Annotated in this window: 15 protein-coding genes, 1 pseudogene and 1 riboswitch; of the genes and pseudogenes, 5 read left to right on the forward strand and 11 right to left on the reverse strand. The window is 75.6% G+C overall.

The window, feature by feature from the left end; all coding sequences use genetic code 11:
* Window positions 1–268: pseudogene (locus EBM89_RS22055) on the reverse strand (hypothetical protein); the annotation flags it as partial.
* A gap of 280 nt (window positions 269–548) precedes the next feature.
* Between EBM89_RS22055 and EBM89_RS07985 the strand changes: the two are divergent.
* Window positions 549–1,025 (forward strand): Lrp/AsnC family transcriptional regulator, encoded by a 477-nt coding sequence (locus EBM89_RS07985; RefSeq protein ID WP_233571620.1) that lies wholly within the window; start codon window positions 549–551, stop codon window positions 1,023–1,025.
* Window positions 1,026–1,043: 18 nt separating this feature from the next.
* Here the strand turns inward: EBM89_RS07985 and EBM89_RS07990 are convergent, their stop codons facing one another.
* The 4 genes from EBM89_RS07990 to EBM89_RS08005 form a co-directional block, all read right to left on the reverse strand.
* Entirely contained in the window at window positions 1,044–2,018 is a 975-nt protein-coding gene (locus EBM89_RS07990) for a universal stress protein (RefSeq protein WP_122148942.1), read from the reverse strand.
* 112 nt (window positions 2,019–2,130) lie between these two features.
* Window positions 2,131–2,694 (reverse strand): HNH endonuclease, encoded by a 564-nt coding sequence (locus EBM89_RS07995; protein WP_122148919.1) that lies wholly within the window; start codon window positions 2,692–2,694, stop codon window positions 2,131–2,133.
* A gap of 118 nt (window positions 2,695–2,812) precedes the next feature.
* Window positions 2,813–3,592 carry a C40 family peptidase gene (locus tag EBM89_RS08000; RefSeq protein WP_122148920.1) on the reverse strand — a complete coding sequence of 260 codons (780 nt, stop codon included), beginning with the start codon at window positions 3,590–3,592 and terminating at the stop codon, window positions 2,813–2,815.
* A 3-nt stretch (window positions 3,593–3,595) separates the two neighbouring features.
* A riboswitch (cyclic di-AMP (ydaO/yuaA leader) is annotated at window positions 3,596–3,762 on the reverse strand.
* A gap of 341 nt (window positions 3,763–4,103) precedes the next feature.
* Window positions 4,104–4,802: an iron-dependent transcriptional repressor DtxR gene (locus EBM89_RS08005; protein WP_122148921.1), complete on the reverse strand. Its 699-nt coding sequence runs from the start codon at window positions 4,800–4,802 to the stop codon at window positions 4,104–4,106.
* Between the two features lie 89 nt (window positions 4,803–4,891).
* On the opposite strand from EBM89_RS08005, the gene serC reads away from it, so the two are divergent.
* The gene (gene serC / locus EBM89_RS08010) at window positions 4,892–6,028 is read left to right on the forward strand and encodes a phosphoserine transaminase (RefSeq protein ID WP_233571621.1); all 1,137 of its coding nucleotides are present in this window, start codon (window positions 4,892–4,894) and stop codon (window positions 6,026–6,028) included.
* 7 nt (window positions 6,029–6,035) lie between these two features.
* On the opposite strand, the gene EBM89_RS08015 is transcribed toward serC, so the two are convergent.
* From EBM89_RS08015 to EBM89_RS08030, 4 genes are all read right to left on the reverse strand, one after another.
* A complete protein-coding gene (locus EBM89_RS08015) occupies window positions 6,036–6,785 on the reverse strand; it encodes a peptidase (protein ID WP_147463483.1) in 750 nt (249 codons plus the stop codon).
* Window positions 6,786–7,042: 257 nt separating this feature from the next.
* Entirely contained in the window at window positions 7,043–8,812 is a 1,770-nt protein-coding gene (locus EBM89_RS08020) for a DUF4012 domain-containing protein (protein ID WP_147463484.1), read from the reverse strand.
* Window positions 8,813–8,894: 82 nt separating this feature from the next.
* Window positions 8,895–10,220 carry an MFS transporter gene (locus tag EBM89_RS08025; protein WP_122148924.1) on the reverse strand — a complete coding sequence of 442 codons (1,326 nt, stop codon included), beginning with the start codon at window positions 10,218–10,220 and terminating at the stop codon, window positions 8,895–8,897.
* On the reverse strand, window positions 10,217–10,654 hold the full coding sequence (locus tag EBM89_RS08030; RefSeq protein WP_122148925.1) for a MarR family winged helix-turn-helix transcriptional regulator: 438 nt from the start codon (window positions 10,652–10,654) through the stop codon (window positions 10,217–10,219). Before EBM89_RS08030 ends, EBM89_RS08025 begins: the two co-directional genes overlap by 4 nt.
* A gap of 302 nt (window positions 10,655–10,956) precedes the next feature.
* Here EBM89_RS08030 and EBM89_RS08035 point away from each other — a divergent pair, with 302 nt between their 5' ends.
* Entirely contained in the window at window positions 10,957–11,910 is a 954-nt protein-coding gene (locus EBM89_RS08035) for a DUF559 domain-containing protein (RefSeq protein WP_122148926.1), read from the forward strand.
* An 88-nt stretch (window positions 11,911–11,998) separates the two neighbouring features.
* Here EBM89_RS08035 and EBM89_RS08040 read toward each other — a convergent pair whose 3' ends face one another.
* Window positions 11,999–13,324, reverse strand: a complete 1,326-nt coding sequence (locus EBM89_RS08040; protein WP_122148927.1) for a UDP-glucose dehydrogenase family protein — start codon at window positions 13,322–13,324, stop codon at window positions 11,999–12,001.
* A 113-nt stretch (window positions 13,325–13,437) separates the two neighbouring features.
* Window positions 13,438–14,937, reverse strand: coding sequence for an NCS2 family permease (locus EBM89_RS08045; protein ID WP_122148928.1), 1,500 nt, complete (start codon window positions 14,935–14,937; stop codon window positions 13,438–13,440).
* A gap of 229 nt (window positions 14,938–15,166) precedes the next feature.
* Between EBM89_RS08045 and EBM89_RS08050 the strand changes: the two genes are divergently transcribed.
* Both EBM89_RS08050 and EBM89_RS08055 read left to right on the forward strand, forming a co-directional pair.
* Window positions 15,167–16,390, forward strand: coding sequence for a glycosyltransferase family 4 protein (locus EBM89_RS08050; RefSeq protein WP_122148929.1), 1,224 nt, complete (start codon window positions 15,167–15,169; stop codon window positions 16,388–16,390).
* Window positions 16,387–18,120 carry a glycosyltransferase family 4 protein gene (locus tag EBM89_RS08055; RefSeq protein ID WP_122148930.1) on the forward strand — a complete coding sequence of 578 codons (1,734 nt, stop codon included), beginning with the start codon at window positions 16,387–16,389 and terminating at the stop codon, window positions 18,118–18,120. Before EBM89_RS08050 ends, EBM89_RS08055 begins: the two co-directional genes overlap by 4 nt.
* Window positions 18,121–18,136: the final 16 nt, after the last annotated feature.

Raw genomic sequence — 18,136 nt, forward strand, 5'->3', positions numbered from 1 at the left:
GACGCCGGCGGGGCGGCGACGCGGCGGGGGTGGCCGGGATCCCGCTCCCGTCGAGCCCCGGCAGCGTGCCGGGCGCGGGGGCGTCGACGGTGCCGGGCTGGGTGGGCGAGGTGGGCGCCGGGGTCCGGCGCTGGGTCGGGATCGTGCCCGGAGCAGCCGTGGTGCCGTGGGCCGGGGCGCCCGCACGGGCGGAGCGCGGGGCCGGCGTGGGGTCTCCGGGGACGATCGGGGTGGGCTGGTGCCTCGGCGTGGTGCCGGCTGCAGGCATTCCTCGTTCCTCTCGTTCCGTCCCCCTGTCACGAAGCCCATCGGTGCCTCGGGAAAGCGTGTGAACGCGCCACCAGGGCGTTCACCCGGATCATGGGACGAAACGCCTGGCGGGCCACGGCTCCGTCACCCGCACGGGGGACGTGCTGCGCCGACCGGGGGACCCCCACCTGCCGCGCCGCCTCACCCGGCTCGGCCCCGTCCGCCCGGCACCGGGCTCCGATGCCTGTGCCTGCGGGAGCCGGCAGGACCCGGAGCGGGCGTGCGGTTGGATGGGGGGCGTGGTCAGTGCGTACTCCGGGGGCCTCGACCCCATCGACGAGGCGATCCTGCGCGAGCTCGCCGTGGACGCCCGCGCGTCCTACGCGGACATCGGCGCGGTCGTGTCCCTGTCCGCGCCCGCGGTGAAGCGCCGGGTCGACCGGCTGCGGGAGCGCGGCGTCGTCCGCGGGTACACGGTGCTGCTGGACCCGGCCGCGCTGGGGTGGGCGACGGAGGCGTTCATCGAGCTGTTCTGCCAGGGCTCCACGAGCCCGGCGACGATGCGCGCGGCGGTGGAGCGCTACCCGGAGGTCGTGGCGGCGAGCACCGTCACGGGCGATGTGGACGTGGTGGTGCAGGTGCGGGCGCGCGACATGCGGCACCTGGAGCAGGTGGTGGAGCGGCTGGCTGCGGAGCCGTTCGTCACGCGGACGCGCTCGACCATCGTGCTGTCGGCCCTGGTCCGCCGCCCGGACGTCCCCCCGCCGCCCGCCTGACCCGGCGGGCGCCCGGGGTCAGCCCGCGGTGCTCTCCCCCGCGGCCGCGCCCCCGGCGGCGACGGCCTGCTCGGTGCACCGGTTGGTCACGACCATGACGGGGCACGCCGCGTGGTGCAGCACGGCCTGGCTGGTGGAGCCGAGCAGCAGCCCGGTGAACCCGCCGCGCCCGCGCGAGCCGACGACGATGAGGTCGGTGGCGGACGAGAACTCGGTGAGCAGCTCGGCGCCGGTGCCGTCGAGGACGTGCCGGCGCACGGTGGTGCCGGGGTGGTCGGCGAGCGCGCGGTCCACGACGACGTTGAGGCCCTCGGTCACGTCGGCGAGGATCTGCGTCTGGTCGACGGTGGCGGGCAGCCACGCCATGACGCCGGAGCCGGTGCCGACGGGCACGCCCGCGACAGCGGTGAGCTCCGCGCCCCACGCCTGGGCCTCGGCGATGGCGTGCCGCAGGGCGAGGTCGGCCTGCGGGGACCCGTCGACGCCGACGATCATCCGCCGCACCGGCCGCACGACGGGGGTGGACTCGTCGGCGGGGACGACGCCGCCGCGCCGCTGGTCGCGCAGCGGCACGACGACGGTCGGGCAGTAGGCGTGCGCGGGCAGCGTGGAGGACACGGTGCCGAGCAGCCGGTCCGCGAACCCGCCCTTGCCGCGGGTCCCGACGACGGCGAGGGAGGCGTCCCGCGACATCTCGACCAGCACGGCGGCGGCGTCCCCGGTCGCGACGGTGGTGGTGACGGCGACGTCGCCCTCCCCCACGCGCTGGCGCGCCTCGGCGAGCACCGCGCGGGCGCCCTGCTGGATGGCGGTGTCGTCCAGGGCGGCGTACCCGCCGTCGAGGGACGCGGCCGTGAACGACGGCAGCGTGTACGAGCACACGACGTGCAGCGGGGCGCGCCGCGTGCGGGCCTCCGCCGCCGCCCAGTCGAGGGCGTGCATGCTCGCCGCCGACCCGTCGACCCCGACGAGGACCTCTGCGTCTCGCTTCATGGCGGTGACCTCCTTCGGCACACTCCAGTGTGCCTCCGATCATGCCTGATCCGCACCCAGGACGGGGGACGACGTGGCGGATCCTTGACGCGGGCTTGGGGCGGGCCGCCCCTCAGGCGGCGAGGTAGGCGCTCCACGCGGGCTCGTCGGCCGCGACGCCCCGCAGGAACGCGTGCACGCCGCGCGGCGCGGTCGGCGTCCAGGGCAGCACCCAGCCGATCTCGTGCAGCAGGTGGTCGGCCTTGCGGTGGTTGCAGCGACGGCACGCGGCGACGACGTTGCCCCACTCGTGGCGGCCGCCGCGCGAGCGCGGGTGCACGTGGTCGACCGTGTCGGCGTGCGAGCCGCAGTACGCGCACCGGTGGTCGTCCCGCTGCAGGACGGTGCGCCGGGTCGGCGGCAGGGGCCGCCGGACGGGGACGTGCACGTAGCGGGTGAGGCTGAGCACGACGGGCAGCGGCAGCGCCGTGCGCTCGGAGTGCAGCAGGCGGCCGTCGGACTCCAGCACCGTGGCCTTGCCGCTCATGACGAGGGTGACGGCGCGGGACAGGGCGACGACGCAGAGGGGCTCGAGACTGGCGTTCAGGAGCAACGTCCTGGGGGGCGCGGGCAGCAGCACGGCGTACTCCTGGATCCGTGGGACCCGGCTGGCTGCCGGGGTCCGCTGGCAGGGCAAGCAAGAGCAGGGTACGCGCCCGGGGCCGGGACGTCGCAGGTGAATCTCCCGGGTGCACGACGAGACCCCCACCGCCGGGGGCGGTGGGGGTCTCGGGGAGAGGCTGCGGAGCCGGTGCTCAGCCGATGCGGATGAACGTCGGGTTGCTCTGCCAGATGCTGCGGAACTGGACCGACTTGCCCGGGCGGGGGGCGTCGATCTGCTGGTCGCCGCCGGCGTAGATGGCCACGTGGCCCGGGGTCCAGATGATGTCGCCGGGCTGCGCGTCGGCGGCCGAGACGACGGTGCCGGAGGCCTTGATGGCCGACGACGTGCGCGGCAGGGAGATGCCGAGCTGCGCGTAGACGTAGGACACGAAGCCGGAGCAGTCGAAGCCGTCGGGCGTAGTGCCGCCGGAGACGTACGGGGTGCCGACGTAGCGGGCGGCGACCTCGAGCACGGCGTTGCCGGCGACCGACTGCGGCACCGCGGCGGCGGCGACGGGCGCGGCCTCCGCGGCGGCGGCCGTCGTGCGCTGCGAGCTGCGCGACGCGGTGACGACGGGCTCCGGCTCGGGCTCGGGCTCCGGGACGACCGCGGTCGCGGCGGGGGCCTCGAAGGTCCACGCGGCGTCGGCGGGGGCGGTGACGACCGGGGCGGTCTCGAGGACCGTCTTCGCGGACGCGGTGAGCGCGGCGGTGTCGACGGCCGGGAGGGCCGCCTGGTCGCCGGACGCGGTGGCGGCGCTGGCCGGGGCGGCGGCGACCACGGAGACCATGAGGCCCGTGGAGGCGGCGACGACCCCTGCGCGACGGCCGGCCTGGGCGAGGGTGCCCGTGGCGGCGGTGGCGAGGTCGGTCAGCGGGGTGACGGGGCGACGCGCCGAACGGTGTCGGGCGCGCACAGCACTAGCGGTCACGTACAAGCCTCTCCTGGCGCCTACGAGGTGAGCTGTCGGGTTCGGGTGGAGATACCCGGCCACGTGGCTTCCGGTCGAGACCGGCTGCACCGCGTGGCTTCACCCCAAGGACGCTGTCCGGAGACGGCGCCCGCTTGTGGTTCCCCCGCCCCTGCCGGCGAGTCGTACGGACCGTGGGCGGCGGCAGGGCTCGGCGTACCGCTCACGGGCTCGGACGGAGGAGGGTTCCGTCGAGCAGGACCGACCGTACCCGACCCGTACGGCCATTGTCACGTTCCGGTCACGGTCCGTTTCCTCCCGGATGTCGGACGCTCACACGCCCTGGACGGCGCCGGTCGGCGTCGCGTGGCGGCGACCCCCAGGTCAGCGCACCGCGCCGCCGCCGCGCCGACCGACCCCGGACGCGCGGGAGCCCCGCGTGTGGCTCGTGCCACACCGCGGGGCTCCGGGGCGCTGTCCCGCTCCACGAGCGGGATCCGCGGACGGGTGCGCGGGGTCAGCCCGCCCGGGGTCAGCCCGCCCGGAGGAAGACGTGCCGGGCGACGTCGTGCGGCAGCTCCAGGACCGTCGCGGCACCCGGCGTGCCGATCATCACGGCCTGCCCGTCGTGCTCGAAGGTCACGTCGGCGTTCGGCAGCACCCCGGCCTGCGCGAGCCGGGCGAGCAGCTCCACGTCGGTCTGCAGCGGCTCCCCGAGCCGGGCGACCACGCCCGCCTGCGGGCCCGCGACGCCGACGCCGACCTCGACCAGCGACCGGACGCCGTCGAGGAAGCCCACCGGGGTGCGCTCCTCGCCGATCTCGTCCAGCCCGGGGATCGGGTTGCCGTAGGGGTCGAAGTGCGGGTGGTCGAGCAGCCCGGCCAGCCGGCGCTCCACCCGCTCGCTCATGACGTGCTCCCAGCGGCACGCCTCCTCGTGCACGTACTCCCAGTCGAGGCCGATGACGTCGACCAGCAGCCGCTCGGCGAGCCGGTGCTTGCGCATGACGCGCATCGCCTTGGCGGCACCGGCCTCGGTCAGCTCGAGGTGCCGGTCGCCGGACACGACGAGCAGCCCGTCCCGCTCCATCCGGGCCACGGTCTGCGACACCGTCGGGCCACTGTGCCCCAGGCGCTCCGCGATGCGGGCCCGCAGGGGGGTGATGCCCTCCTCGGTGAGCTCGAAGACCGTCTTCAGATACATCTCGGTCGTGTCGATCAGGTCACTCACACTGGTGCCCTCTCTGTTCTGCGCGGACGTCCGTCCACAGGTTATCTGCCCGTGACGCCGACGCGTGGCGGGCGCGTATCGTGCGGCGGGTGACCGCGACGCCTGGCGCCCTGACGATCCCGGACCACCTGCTGCCGTCGGACGGGCGGTTCGGCTCCGGCCCCGCGAAGGTGCGCGACGCGCAGGTGCGGGCGCTGGCCGAGGCCGGGCGGACCCTGCTGGGGACGTCGCACCGGCAGGCGCCGGTCAAGCGGCTCGTGGGCCGGGTCCGCGCGGGGCTGGCGGAGCTGTTCGCGCTGCCGGACGGCTACGAGGTCGTGCTCGGCAACGGCGGGTCCACGGCGTTCTGGGACCTCGCGACGCTGTGCCTGGTGGAGCGGCGCTCGGCGCACGCGGTGTTCGGCGAGTTCGGGTCGAAGTTCGCGGGCGCGGCGGCGCGCGCGCCGTTCCTGGCGGACCCGGTGCTGACCGAGGTCGCCCCGGGCACGTCCGCCGTCCCGGCACCCGTGGACGGCGTGGACGTCTACGCGTGGCCGCACAACGAGACCTCGACGGGCGCCGTCGCCCCGGTGCGCCGCGTGCCCGGCTCGCGGGACCAGGGCGCGCTGGTGCTGGTGGACGCGACCTCCGCGGCCGGGGGCCTCGCGGTGGACGTCGAGCAGACGGACGCCTACTACTTCGCCCCGCAGAAGTCGTTCGCGTCGGACGGCGGCCTGTGGCTGGCCCTGCTGTCCCCCGAGGCCGTCGAGCGCGCCGCGCGCGTCGAGTCCTCGGGCCGCTGGGTGCCCGAGTTCCTGTCGCTGACGACGGCGGTGCAGAACTCGCGCGCCGACCAGACGCTCAACACCCCGGCGATCGCGACGCTGGTGCTGCTGGCCGAGCAGGTCGACTGGATGCTCGCGAACGGCGGGCTCGCGTGGTGCGCCGAGCGGACCGCCACCTCCGCGGGCCACCTGTACTCGTGGGCGGAGTCGCGGGACTGGGCGACGCCGTTCGTCGCGGACCCGGAGCAGCGCTCCCCCGTGGTCGGCACCATCGACCTCGCCCCCGAGGTTGAGGCGCCGACCGTCGCGCGGGTGCTGCGGGACCACGGCGTCGTGGACGTCGACCCGTACCGCAAGCTCGGGCGCAACCAGCTGCGGGTGGCGATGTTCCCGTCGGTCGAGCCGGACGACGTCCTCGCGCTGACGGCGTGCGTCGACCACGTGGTCGAGCAGCTGCTCTGACGCCCGCTCAGCCGAGGTGGTGCCGCCGCCGGGCGGCGAGCGCCACCAGGGTCACGCCGAGCAGCAGCAGCGCGCCGCCGCCCAGCAGCAGCGGCCCGGTGGTGACGCCGGTGGCGGCGAGCACCGCGGACGCGACCTCGACGGGCGCGGCGGGGAGCTCCGGTGCCGCGAGCACGCCGGACGTCGTCTGCACGCTCGCGACCCGCTCGACCCGCGGCCCGGCGCACTCCGCCGACTCGGGCGGGTAGGAGACCACGGTCTGCAGGCTGGGGTTCACCTCGAGCGTGACCGTGACCTCCGGCCGCGTGAAGTCGTACGCGTCGTGCTCGACCCAGGACCCCGAGTCGTCCAGGGTCCACCCGGGCCAGTCGACGACGACCCCGTCCTGGACGACCGTGCCGGGCCAGTACACCCGCCCGCTCAGCGGCAGGCCCTCCTGCACCAGGTCCTCGCCCTGGGGGTTCCGCCAGGTGAGGGTGAGGGTGCCGGCGCTCGTGCCGATCGCCTCGACGGCGTAGTCCAGCACCGGCGCCGCCCCGAGGCAGATGCCCTCGGCGCGCAGCAGGACGAGCTCGCAGCGGCCGCGCGGGGCGTAGCCCTGGGCGTCGGCCTGCTGCTCGCACGCGTCGAGCACCGCGGCGGGGGCGGGGGCGGCGGGACTGCTGGCCGGGCTGGTCGCCAGGGCCGGCGCCGCCGCTCCGGCGGTCAGGAGCACGGCCAGCACCACCGCTCCGAGCGTCCGTCGTGCACGAGTCATCGCGCTCACCCCCGTCTGCTCGGCCCCGTTGCCTCGCGGTGCCCGATTCGTACAAATCGGACATTTCACTCATGGTAGGCACAGTCCCTCGCCCGCCGTCGAGGGCCGGGGGCGGGCGAACTTCCGCATGATCACGCGGAATCGTCGTCACCCGCGCCGGGACGGCGGTCCCACCAGCGCGGACGCCCACCCACGACGTGAAAGACCGCCGACCCCACCCCGCGACCGCCCGGGCGTGTCGTCGGCGTGTCGGCCGCTCACCCCGCGCAGGACGCCGACGTGACCCCCGGACCCGCGAGCGTCGGCGTCGACCACACCGTCAGCGCCCCGCCGGGCGCCGGGACGGTCAGGACGTACTCCTCCCCCGCGCCCGGGGCGAGCCGCGAGGTGAGGCCGACGACCGGGCGCCGCGCCTCCCGCGCCGCCGGACCGCCCACCGCGGCCCCGTCCCGCAGCACCCCGCCCACCGAGCCGTCGCGCGCGCCGTAGAACGAGACGTTGGTCGCCAGCCAGCCCGGCGGCAGCGCGGACGACCCGTCCCCGAGCACCTGGGCGGGGTACGTCGTCACGTCGCCCGGCGGCCGGAAGTCGAGGCGGACCGTCACGGTCGCGACCGGGACGTCCTCGTCGCAGCCGGACAGCGTGACCCCCACCGCGACGTCGAGGTCGTAGCCGAGCTTGCCCGCCGTGGCGTCGTCGAGGAACACCCCGACGGCGCCGCCGACGTCGCCGGTCGGCGTCGGCGCATCGCCCGACAGGAACGCACCCCCCAGCGGCGACGCCGCGAGCCGCGCCTGCTCCGCCGGGACCGCCGACCACGCGAGCACCCGGCGCTCCGCGACCGCGTCCGCGACGGCGGGCAGCACCGACCGGGCCGCCGCCGGGTCCGCGAGCGCGTCGGCCAGCACCCCGAACGCCGCGGCCGCGACCTGCGCGTAGAACGCGTCACCGGAGCGCGGGTCCCCGTAGCCGAGGTACGCGTCCCGCAGCAGCGCGGCGAGCAGCGCGTCGCCGCCGATCTCCCGGCCGTCCGCCGTGACGGTCCGGCCCGTGGCGGCGAGCACGTCGGCGACCACGACCGGGTCGGTCGCCAGCACCCCGTCCACCGGCTGCCCCGTCGACGCGGTCCAGAACGCCGCCGCGAGCTGCGCGGCCCGGGGGAAGTCCGGGCTGAGCACCGTGTCCTGCACCCAGCGGCCCAGCCGGTCGCCGTGCAGCGCATGCTCGGCCTCGGTGAGCGGCAGCACGGACGCGGGCCGCTCCGGCAGGTCCGCGGTGCTGCGCTGCCCCACCAGCCCGACGGCACCGTCCCGCACCTGCAGCACGGCGACCGCGCCGACGATGCCGCCCTGCGCGCGCAGCTCCGCGGGGTTGAGCGACAGCAGCAGGTAGGTGCGGGGGCCGTCGGCGCCGAGCAGGGCGGGCAGCACGTCGGCGAGGTCCTGGACGGAGCGCAGCGCGTCACCGGAGAGGGCGTCGCGCAGCGTCGTCACCGGACCCGCGACGGGGCCGACGAGGTCGGCGGGGTCGTGCCGGTCGAGGTCGTCGCGCAGGCCGTCGAGGACCGCCGCGGCCCGGGAGACCGCCGGGGCGGCGTCGGCGAGCGCCGTCAGGTCCACCCAGCCGCGGGGGGTCGTGGTGGGCGACGGGGCGGGGCCGGTGAGGGCCTGCGCCGCAGCGAGCAGGTCGGGAGCGGCGTCGCGGGTCAGCGCGTCGGCGGCCCGGGCCACGGCACCGACCGCGGCGAGGTCGTCGCCGACGAACGGCAGGTGCGTCGCCGCACGCCACACCGGGTCGTCGGCGGCGTCGGCCGCCCGGTGCGCGGCGTCCTGCGCGGCGGGGAGCCGAGCGGACAGGGCGGTGACGTCGAGGGCGTCCACCTCGGGCCGGGCGCCGTCGGCCGCCGCCTGCAGGTCGCGCAGCGCACCGGCGGCCTGGGCCACCCGGACGGCGAGCCAGCCCGCCAGGACCAGCAGGACGCCGAGCAGCACCGCCAGGACGATCAGCACCCGTCGTCGGACTGCCATCGCTCGATGGTGACATACCGGACATATCGGGCGGAGGTGCGGGCGAGGACTTCACCCGGGGAGCGCCGCGCGCCCGCGGGGCTCAGAGCGCGGTGTCGGCCGCCTCGCGCGCCGCGACCTGGTCCGCCGCGGCCCGGCGCGGCGACGGCACCCGCGGGTGCACGACCTCCAGGTGCGGACGGGACAGCACCCGGTAGCGGACCTGCACCCGCCAGCGCTTCTTCGCCCACAGCGCCGCCGCCGTCGCCACCAGCAGCGCCGAGATCGAGCCGATGCCGATGGACCAGCGCGGGCCGAACGTCTCGCCGATCCAGCCCACGATCGGCGCGCCCACGGGCGTCGCCCCCAGCATGACGATCAGGTACAGCGACATCACGCGGCCCCGGACCGCGGGGTCGGTCGACATCTGGATCGTCGTGTTCGCCGCCGTCAACATCGTCAACGACGCCAGGCCCACCGGGATGCACGCCACCGCGTACGACACGTACGTCGGCATCAGCGCCTGCACCCCCGTCGCGACCCCGAACGCGAACGCCGCCCCGATCACCAGCCGCACCCGCGGCCGCTCCCGCCGCGCGGCCAGCAGCGCCCCGAACACCGAGCCGATCGCCAGCACCGAGCCGAGGACCCCGTACTCCCCCGCGCCCTTGCCGAACTCCGCGCGGGCCATCAGGGCGCTCGTCATCTGGAAGTTCAGGCCGAACGTCGACACCACGCCGATCACGACCATGATCACCAGGATGTCGCTGCGCCCCCGCACGTAGCGGATGCCCTCCCGGATCTGCCCCTTCGAGCGCGGGGCCACCGGCATCGGGTGCAGGTCGGAGGTGCGCATCAGCACCAGCGCGAGGATCGTCGCCGCGAACGACACCCCGTTGATCACGAACACCCACCCCGAGCCGACCGCCGCGATCAGCAGGCCCGCCAGGCCCGGGCCGATCAGCCGCGCGGCGTTGAACGACATGCTGTTCAGCGCCACCGCGTTCGACAGCCGCCCCGCCGGGACGAGCTCCGCCACGAACGTCTGCCGCACCGGCTGGTCCAGCGCCGCCACCGCACCGAGCCCGAGCGCGAACAGGTACACCTGCCACAGCTGCGCGTGCCCGGACAGCACCAGCGCGCCCAGCCCGAACGCCAGGACGCCCTGCGCACCCTGCGTGAACATCAGCAGCTTGCGGCGGTTCACCCGGTCCGCGAGCACGCCCGCCCACGCGGACAGCAGCAGCGTCGGCGCGAACTGCAGCGCCGTGGTGATCCCGACCGCGAGACCGGAGTCGTCGGAGAGGTCGGTCAGCACCAGCCAGTCCTGGGCGACGCGCTGCATCCACGTCCCGACGTTGGCGACGAGCGCCCCCGCGAACCACAGCCGGTAGTTGACGAACCGCAGCGAGGCGAAGGTCTGGCTCACCGGCGCTCCCCCTCGCCCGCCGCGATCCGGCGCAGCAGCGCGGCGGCGGCCGCGAGCGTCTCGCGCTCCTGCGCGGTCAGGGCCCGGAGCCGGTCGGCGAGCCACGCGTCCCGACGGCGGCGGGTCTCCCGGACCTCGGCCTCACCCGCGTCGGTGAGGCTCACCACGACCTGCCGCCCGTCCGTCGGGTGCGCGGCCTTGGTCGCGAAGCCCAGGTCCACCAGGGCGTTCACCGTCCGGGTCATCGTCGGCGGCTGCACGTGCTCGACGTCCGCGAGCGCCCCCGGGGTCAGCGGCCCCTCGCGCAGCAGGATCGCGAGCACGTTGAACTGCGGGTCCGGCAGGTCGGCGGCCCCGCGGTGCGACCGGATGCGCCGCGACGACTTCGCGAGCGCGACCCGCAGCTCCCCGGCCAGCTCAGAGGACGATCCCATGATCCTTACCCTAACTCATTACCCCTGCTAACCACCCGTGCTCACGACCCCGCGCCCCCTTCGCTCCCCTTCGCCCCTCTTCGCCCTCCCCTCTTCGCCGAGCGGTCAGCAGGTGCGGGGTCCCACGCCGCGAACCCCGCACCTGGTGACCACTCGACGGGGGTGCGGGGGTGCGGGGGTGCGGGGGTGCGGGGGGTGCGGGGGCACCGAGCCGTCCCCAGGGGGGGGGTGCGGTGCGCACCGTCCCCAGGTGGCGCCGTCGGCGCACCGCGCATCCGCCGCTGCCGGGAGACGCTCGCCCCGTGCCCCGCCCTCCCGCTCCGCTGCCGCCTCCGCTCGCCCGCGCACCGTTCGCGGTCGCGACCGGACGGGAGCACGTGCTCACGCCCGCACAGCTGCGCCGGTCATCGCTGCGCGCCCCCACCCGCGGCATCCGTGCGGCCACACCCGCGCCCGCGCGGACGGACCTGCACGCGCGCGCCCGGGACCTGCTGCCCGTCCTGCCCGCCGGCGCGGTGTTCTCGCACGCGACGGCGCTGGCCCTGCTGGGCCTCGACCTCCCCGACGCCTCGCTCGCCGACGGGCTGCTGCACGTGGAGGTCGGACCGGGCACCTCGCGGGTGCGCCGGCCCGGAGTGCGGGCGCACCGCCGGTCGAGCACGGAGGTCCGCTCGCTCGTCCTTCCCGGCCCGCTCCCGGTGCTGGTCCCGGAAGCGGCCTGGGCCCGGCTCGGCGCTCTGCTCCCCCTCGACGACCTCGTGGTCGTCGGCGACCTGCTGACGCGTCGCCGCAACCCGCCGTACACCCTGGCCGGTCTGCGCGACGCGGTGGCCGCACGGGGACGGGGGCGCGGCATCCGCACCCTGCGGGACGCGCTGGGTCTCGTCCGGCCGCGCACCGACTCACCGATGGAGACCCGGCTGCGGCTGCTGATCGTGCGCGCGGGCCTGCCCGAGCCGGCGGTCAACGCCCTGGTGCGAGCGCGCGACGGCGAGGTCGTCGCGATGCCGGACCTCAGCTACGCACGCGAGCGCGTCGCGGTGGAGTACGACGGGGACGTCCACCGCACGGACCGCCGGACGTGGCGCCGCGACATCGCCCGCCGGCAGGCGCTCGAGCACCTCGGCTGGCGCGTCGTCACGTGCACCGCGGACGACGTCCTCGCGTCACCGGCCCGCGCGACCACCTGGATCCGCGCCGCACTCGCGCGCCCCACGGCGTCGAGCGGTCAGCAGATGCGGGGTCCGCAGACGTGAGACCCGCGTCTGCTGACCACTCGACGCAACCTGCGCGCGGGTGGGCTCGCGGGTGGGTGGGCGCGCGGGAGGGCGCGCGCGGGTGGGGTCACGGGCGGCCCAGGGCTCGGTAGGTCCAGCCTGCGGAGCGCCAGAGGGCGGGGTCCAGGACGTTGCGGCCGTCGAGGATGCGCCTCTCGCCGACCAGGGGCGCCAGCGCCTCCGGGTCCAGGGCGCGGTACTCGGACCACTCGGTCGCGAGCAGCACCACGTCCGCGCCCGCGACTGCCTCGGCGACGGTGTCGGCGAACGCCAGGCCCGGCCACGTACGGCGGGCGTTCGCGACGGCCTGCGGGTCGGTGACCGTGACCTGCGCGCCCTGCAGCTGCATCTGGCCCGCGACGGACAGCGCCGGGGAGTCCCGGACGTCGTCGGAGTCGGGCTTGAACGCCGCGCCGAGCACCGCGACGCGGGCGCCCACGATGGAGCCGCCGCAGACCTCGCGGGCCAGGTCGACCATCCGCACCCGGCGGCGCATGTTGATCGCGTCGACCTCGCGCAGGAACGACAGCGCCTGGTCGACGCCGAGCTCGCCCGCGCGGGCCATGAACGCCCGGATGTCCTTGGGCAGGCAGCCGCCGCCGAACCCGAGCCCGGCGTTGAGGAACCGGCGGCCGATGCGCGCGTCGTAGCCGATGGCGTCGGCGAGGCGGGCGACGTCCCCGCCGGTGGCCTCGCAGAGCTCGGCCATCGCGTTGATGAACGAGATCTTGGTGGCGAGGAACGAGTTCGCGGCGACCTTGACGAGCTGCGCGGTGGCGTAGTCCGTGACGACCAGCGGGGTCCCCTCGGCGAGCGGGGCGGCGTAGACCTCGTCGAGGACCTCGCGCGCGGTGACGCCGGCGGGGGTGGCGACGCCCGCGTCGTCGGTCGGAACGCCGTAGACGAGGCGGTCGGGGTGCAGGGTGTCCTGGACGGCGAAGCCCTCACGCAGGAACTCCGGGTTCCACACCAACGTGGCGCCGGTCCCCTCGAGGCGCTCGGCCAGGGTCTCCGCGGTACCGACCGGGACGGTGGACTTGCCGACCACCAGGTCGCCGGGCCGCAGGTGCGGGAGCAGCGCCACGAACGCGCTCTCGACGTGGCTGAGGTCCGCCCGGAACTCGCCGTGCTGCTGCGGGGTGCCGACGCACAGGAAGTGCACGCGCGAGCCCGCGGCAGCCGCCATGTCGGTGCTGAACGTGAGTCGTCCGGAGTCGCGCGCCCCGGTGAGCAGCTCGGGCAGGCCGGGCTCGTAGAAGGGTGCCGTGCCGGAGGCCAGCAGGTCGATCTTGGACGGGTCGACGTCGATGCCGATGGCGGTGTGCCCGAGCGTGACCATGCTCGCGGCGTGCACCGCGCCGAGGTAGCCGCACCCGATGACCGAGACCTGCATCGCTGCTCCTCCTGAGCGGACCCTGCGTGGAGCCGTCAACCTACCTCGCCCGGGGGACGACGACGCCCACCGGCCGCGGGGACCGGTGGGCGTCGGGGGGTGCGCCGGAGGCGTCAGATGTCGAACAGGTCCTTGATCGGCTCCAGCAGGAAGTACACGGCGAACAGCGCCGCGGCGACCCACATGAGCGGGTGCACGCCGCGGACCTTGCCGAGCGCGAGCTTGATCACGACGAACGCGATGACGCCCGCGCCGATGCCCACGGTGATCGAGTACGAGAACGGCATGAGGATGATCGTGAGGAACGCGGGGATCGCGACCTCGAGGTTCTTCCAGTCGATGCCGGTGACCTGCATGAACATGAGGAAGCCGACGACGACCAGCGCGGGGGTGGCGGCCTCGAACGGCACCATCTCGACGATCGGCGCGAGGAAGGTCGCGAGCAGGAACGCGATGCCGGTGACGACCGACGCCAGACCGGTGCGCGCGCCGTCGCCGACGCCGGCGGCCGACTCCACGTAGGAGGTGTTGGACGACACCGAGCCCGCGCCACCGGCGACGGCGGCGATCGAGTCGACGACGAGGATCTGCTTGGTGCGCGGCGGGTTGCCGCCCGCGTCGAGCAGCTTGGCCTCGCCGCCGACGGCGACCATCGTGCCCATCGTGTCGAAGAAGTCCGCGATGAGGACCGAGAACACCAGCAGCACGACCGCGACGATCCCGATCTTCTCGATCGAGCCGAACAGCGAGAACTGGCCGAGCAGCGAGAAGTCCGGGGTGGCGACCACGGAGTCCGGCAGGGCGGGGACGTTGAGCTCCCAGCCGCCGGGGTTGACCACGGCGCCGGTCTCGTCGGTCTGGCCGCCGATCTTGCCGACGGCCTCGATGACGACCGCGAGCACGGTGGACGTGACGATGGCGATCAGCAGGGCGCCGCGGACCTTGCGGACCATGAGGATCACCGCGAGGAACAGGCCCACCACGAACACGAGCAGCGGCCAGGAGCCGAGCGACCCGCCGATGCCGAGCTCGACCGGGGTGGCCTGGCTGAACGGGATGCGCACGAACCCGGCGTCCACCAGGCCGATGAACGCGATGAACAGGCCGATGCCGACGCTGATCGCGACCTTGAGCTCCATGGGCACGGCCCGGAACACGGCCTCCCGGAACCCGGTCAGCACCAGCACCAGGATGATCAGGCCCTCGAGCACGATGACGCCCATGGCGTCGGCCCAGGTCATGTCCGGCAGCGACGCGATGGAGTACGTCACCACGGCGTTCAGCCCGAGGCCCGCGGCGAGCGCGAGCGGGAAGTTCGCGACCACGCCCATGAGGATCGACATCACGCCGGCGACGAGCGCGGTGGTCGCGGCGATCATCGGGATGTTCGGGGCGTCGCCGCCGCCGAGGAAGCTCCCGGTGCCGTCCTGGACGGTGCCGATGATGAGGGGGTTCAGCACGATGATGTAGCTCATCGCGAAGAAGGTGACCAGGCCGCCGCGGATCTCGGTGCCGATGGTCGAGCCGCGCTCGCTGATCTTGAAGAACCGGTCGAGCGCGTTCTTCGGCGCGGCGGGCGCCGGCGCGGGCGCCCCCGTGGAGGTGGTGGACATGGAGGAAGTGTGGCAGACGGGTGATCACCCGGTCTGCGCCCGCCGCGGGTCGGTCGCGCACGCGGCGTCGACGGACCGCACGAAAATCGTGATCGGACTACTAGGTGCTCGACCGTCCCTCGCCAGGCTGCGGCTGGTACCGGCCTTTGAGTGCCCTGAGCGGCCCGGTAGCCTCGCCGTGGCCCAGCGCGGCCGACCTTCGGACGACCAGAGGCAGGAGTGACGGCGGGTGCACATCGTCCTCGTCACCCACCACTACCTCCCCGAGGTGGGTGCTCCGCAGCGCCGGTGGGCGGCCCTCAGCGCGCGCTTCGTCGCCGCCGGGCACCGCGTCACCGTGCTGACCCCGCCGCCCCACTACCCCGAGGGACGTGCCGGCGACCTCACGGAGGACCTGCGCGTGCACGCGGTCGCGACGGGCCCTGGCGGGGAGCGGATCCACCGGGTGCGGTTCCGCGAGCACGGTTCGGATCTGCGCAGCCGGACCCGTGACCAGGCGGTTGCCGCCGCGCACAGCGTCATCGTCGGCTGGCGACGCCTGCGGGGACCCGACCAGCCCGATGTCGTCGTCGCCACCGCGCCGGGGATCCCCTCGCTCGGAGCCGGCCACGTGCTCGCACGTGCCCTCGGCGTCCCCCTGGTGGTCGAGATGCGCGACGCCTGGCCGGACCTCATCGCCCCGAGCGGCATGTGGGGTGACGCCCGACGTCGCGGGTGGAAGCGGTTGGCGACCCGCCTCGCGCACCGCGGCGTCACGGCGATGCAGCGGCAGGCCGACGCCGTCGTCACGACCACGGCGTCGTTCGCGGACGTCCTGCTGGCGCGCCGCGTCACGAGCGTCGACGTCGTGCGCAACGGCGCCCCGCTGCACGAGCCCCTGCGGTCCGCCCCGGTGCCGGGGCCCCGGTTCCGGATCCTCTACCTCGGGACGATGGGCCGCAGCCAGGGCCTGACGACGGCACTGCGGGCGGCAGCCGACCTCGACCGTCGCGGGGTCCCCGCGACGCTGCGCCTCGTCGGTTCCGGGCACGAGGAGCCGTTGCTCCGCGCCGAGGCCCGCGCGCTGGGGGCTCCGGCGGAGTTCCTCGGTCGCGTCGCCCGCGCGCAGGTCTCCGAGCACTACGACTGGGCCGACACGGTCCTCGTGTCGCTGCGCGCGTGGGACCCGTTCGAGTGGACGGTGCCGTCCAAGCTGTACGAGGCGATGGCCGCGGGGCGGCACGTCTCGGCGTCGTTGGCGGGTGAGGCCGCGTACGTGGTGCGGGAAGCAGGCGCCGGCGACGTCGTCCGGCCGGAGTCGCCGGAGGGGCTGGCCGACCTCTGGGCGGCTCTCGCCGCGGATCGTCGGCGTCTCGACGTGGGTGACCGCGGACGGCGCTGGGTCGCCGAGCACGCCAACTTCGACCGGCTCGCGGCGCACTACCTCGAGGTCATCGAGGGAGTGGTCGGGTGAACGTCGCACGCGACGCGGCCCGCTCGCTCGCCCTGGCCGTGACGGCGGTCGCGGGGATGCTGCGCGAGGACCCGTGGTTCCTGGCCGTGCAGGTCGCGCGGCGGCTGCCCCGCCCCCTGAGCGGTCTCGTCGCCCGGGGGCTGCTGCGCGGGGCGCCGACGACCGCGGTGCGCGCGGTCGTCGGGCACTGGCTCGCCGGACGACGCGCCCAGGCGACCAGCCAGGTGCCGGCCGCCCGTCCCCGGGGCCGCCTCGGCGCGCGCGTCCTGCGGGAGGTCGCGGCCGAGCTGGAGGCCGTCCCGATCGAGCAGCTCCCCGCCGGGACGACCCGAGCGCGGGCGGCGTGGCGGGCCGGGGCGCTCACCGCCGCGCGGGAGGAGGCCGACCGCGCAGGCGCTCGCCACCTCGCCGAGCGGTACGCGGCGGAGTCCGCGATGCTCCGACCGGGGTTCCGGGTGCCGACGCGTCCGGGGCCGGCGCCCATCGCGTCGCGGGCACGCGGCGGACCGCGCGCGCTCCACCTGCTCACGAACTCGTACCCGCACACGAGCAGCGGGTACGCGGCTCGTTCCCACGCAGTGCTGCGCGCCCAGGCCGGCGCGGGGATCCAGGTGCTCGCCGCGACGCGGCTCGGCTACCCGGTCTCCGTGGGACGGTGGACCGCCCGCAGCGCCGACGTCGTCGACGGGGTCACGTACGCGCGCCTGCTGCCCGCGCGGATGCCCGCCACGGCGGTCGATCGCGCCGCGCGCACCGTGGACGGGCTCCGCCCGTTGGCCAGGTCCGCCGGCAGCACCGTCGTGCACACGACCACGCCGTACGGCAACGGCCAGATCGCGCGTGCGCTCGCCGACGAGGTCGGCGTCCCCTGGGTCTACGAGGTCCGGGGGCTGCTCGAGCAGACCTGGGTCGCCGGTAGGCCGGACGCCGCGTCCCGGTCACGAGCCGCGGCCAGCGAGCGGTTCTCCCTGCTCCGCGCGCAGGAGGCCGCGGTGGCGGCGGCTGCTGACCACGTGGTGACGCTCAGCGCCACCATGCGCGACGACCTCGTCGCGCGCGGAGTCCCCGCCGAGCGGGTGACCTTGGTCCCGAACTCCGTGGACGAGCGACTGCTGACCCTCCCGGACGCCGGGCCGGGAGCGGCGCGTCGGGACCTCGGACTGCCGGAAAGCGGATTCTGGGTCGGTACTGTGAGCAGCCTTGTGGGATACGAAGGACTGGACGCGCTCGTCGACGCGGTCGTGGCGCTCCGCGCGCGCGGCGTCGATGCGCGTGCCTGCCTGGTCGGTGACGGCGTCGCACGGCCCGAGCTGGAGCGTCGGGCGCAGGCAGCGGGGCTCGGAGACGCACTCGTGCTCCCGGGACGCGTGCCGGCCGCCGACGCCCCCCGCTGGCACCGGGCGCTCGACGTCTTCGTCGTCCCCCGCCGCGACGTCGAGGTGTGCCGCCAGGTGACACCGCTCAAGCCGGTCGAGGCGATGGCCCTCGGACGCCCCGTGGTCGCGAGCGACCTGCCTGCGCTCGCCGAGGTGCTGTCCGGCGGCGCCGGCCGCCTGGTCGCACCGGAGGACCCCGAGGCCCTCGCCGACGCCCTGGACGACCTCCGGAGCGACGAGGCCGCTCGCGCCGACCTGGTCGCGGCCGGCCGCGAGGTCGCGGCCGGCCGGACCTGGGCCGCGGCGGGCTCGCGGTACCGCGAGCTGTACGAGCGACTGGGCGCGGGCGCGTGAGCGCCGCGACGTCCTC

The sequence above is a fragment of the Cellulomonas triticagri genome (assembly GCF_003696205.1).
In the GTDB taxonomy this organism is placed as follows: domain Bacteria; phylum Actinomycetota; class Actinomycetes; order Actinomycetales; family Cellulomonadaceae; genus Cellulomonas; species Cellulomonas triticagri.

What these genes read in the sequence shown, in the direction of transcription:
- EBM89_RS07990 (WP_122148942.1), bottom strand. Translation starts at nt 2,018, where the DNA reads ATGAAGCGAGACGCAGAGGTCCTCGTCGGGGTCGACGGGTCGGCGGCG.
- EBM89_RS08015 (WP_147463483.1), bottom strand. Translation starts at nt 6,785, where the DNA reads ATGACTCGTGCACGACGGACGCTCGGAGCGGTGGTGCTGGCCGTGCTC.
- EBM89_RS08020 (WP_147463484.1), bottom strand. Translation starts at nt 8,812, where the DNA reads ATGGCAGTCCGACGACGGGTGCTGATCGTCCTGGCGGTGCTGCTCGGC.
- EBM89_RS08030 (WP_122148925.1), bottom strand. Translation starts at nt 10,654, where the DNA reads ATGGGATCGTCCTCTGAGCTGGCCGGGGAGCTGCGGGTCGCGCTCGCG.
- EBM89_RS08040 (WP_122148927.1), bottom strand. Translation starts at nt 13,324, where the DNA reads ATGCAGGTCTCGGTCATCGGGTGCGGCTACCTCGGCGCGGTGCACGCC.
- EBM89_RS08045 (WP_122148928.1), bottom strand. Translation starts at nt 14,937, where the DNA reads ATGTCCACCACCTCCACGGGGGCGCCCGCGCCGGCGCCCGCCGCGCCG.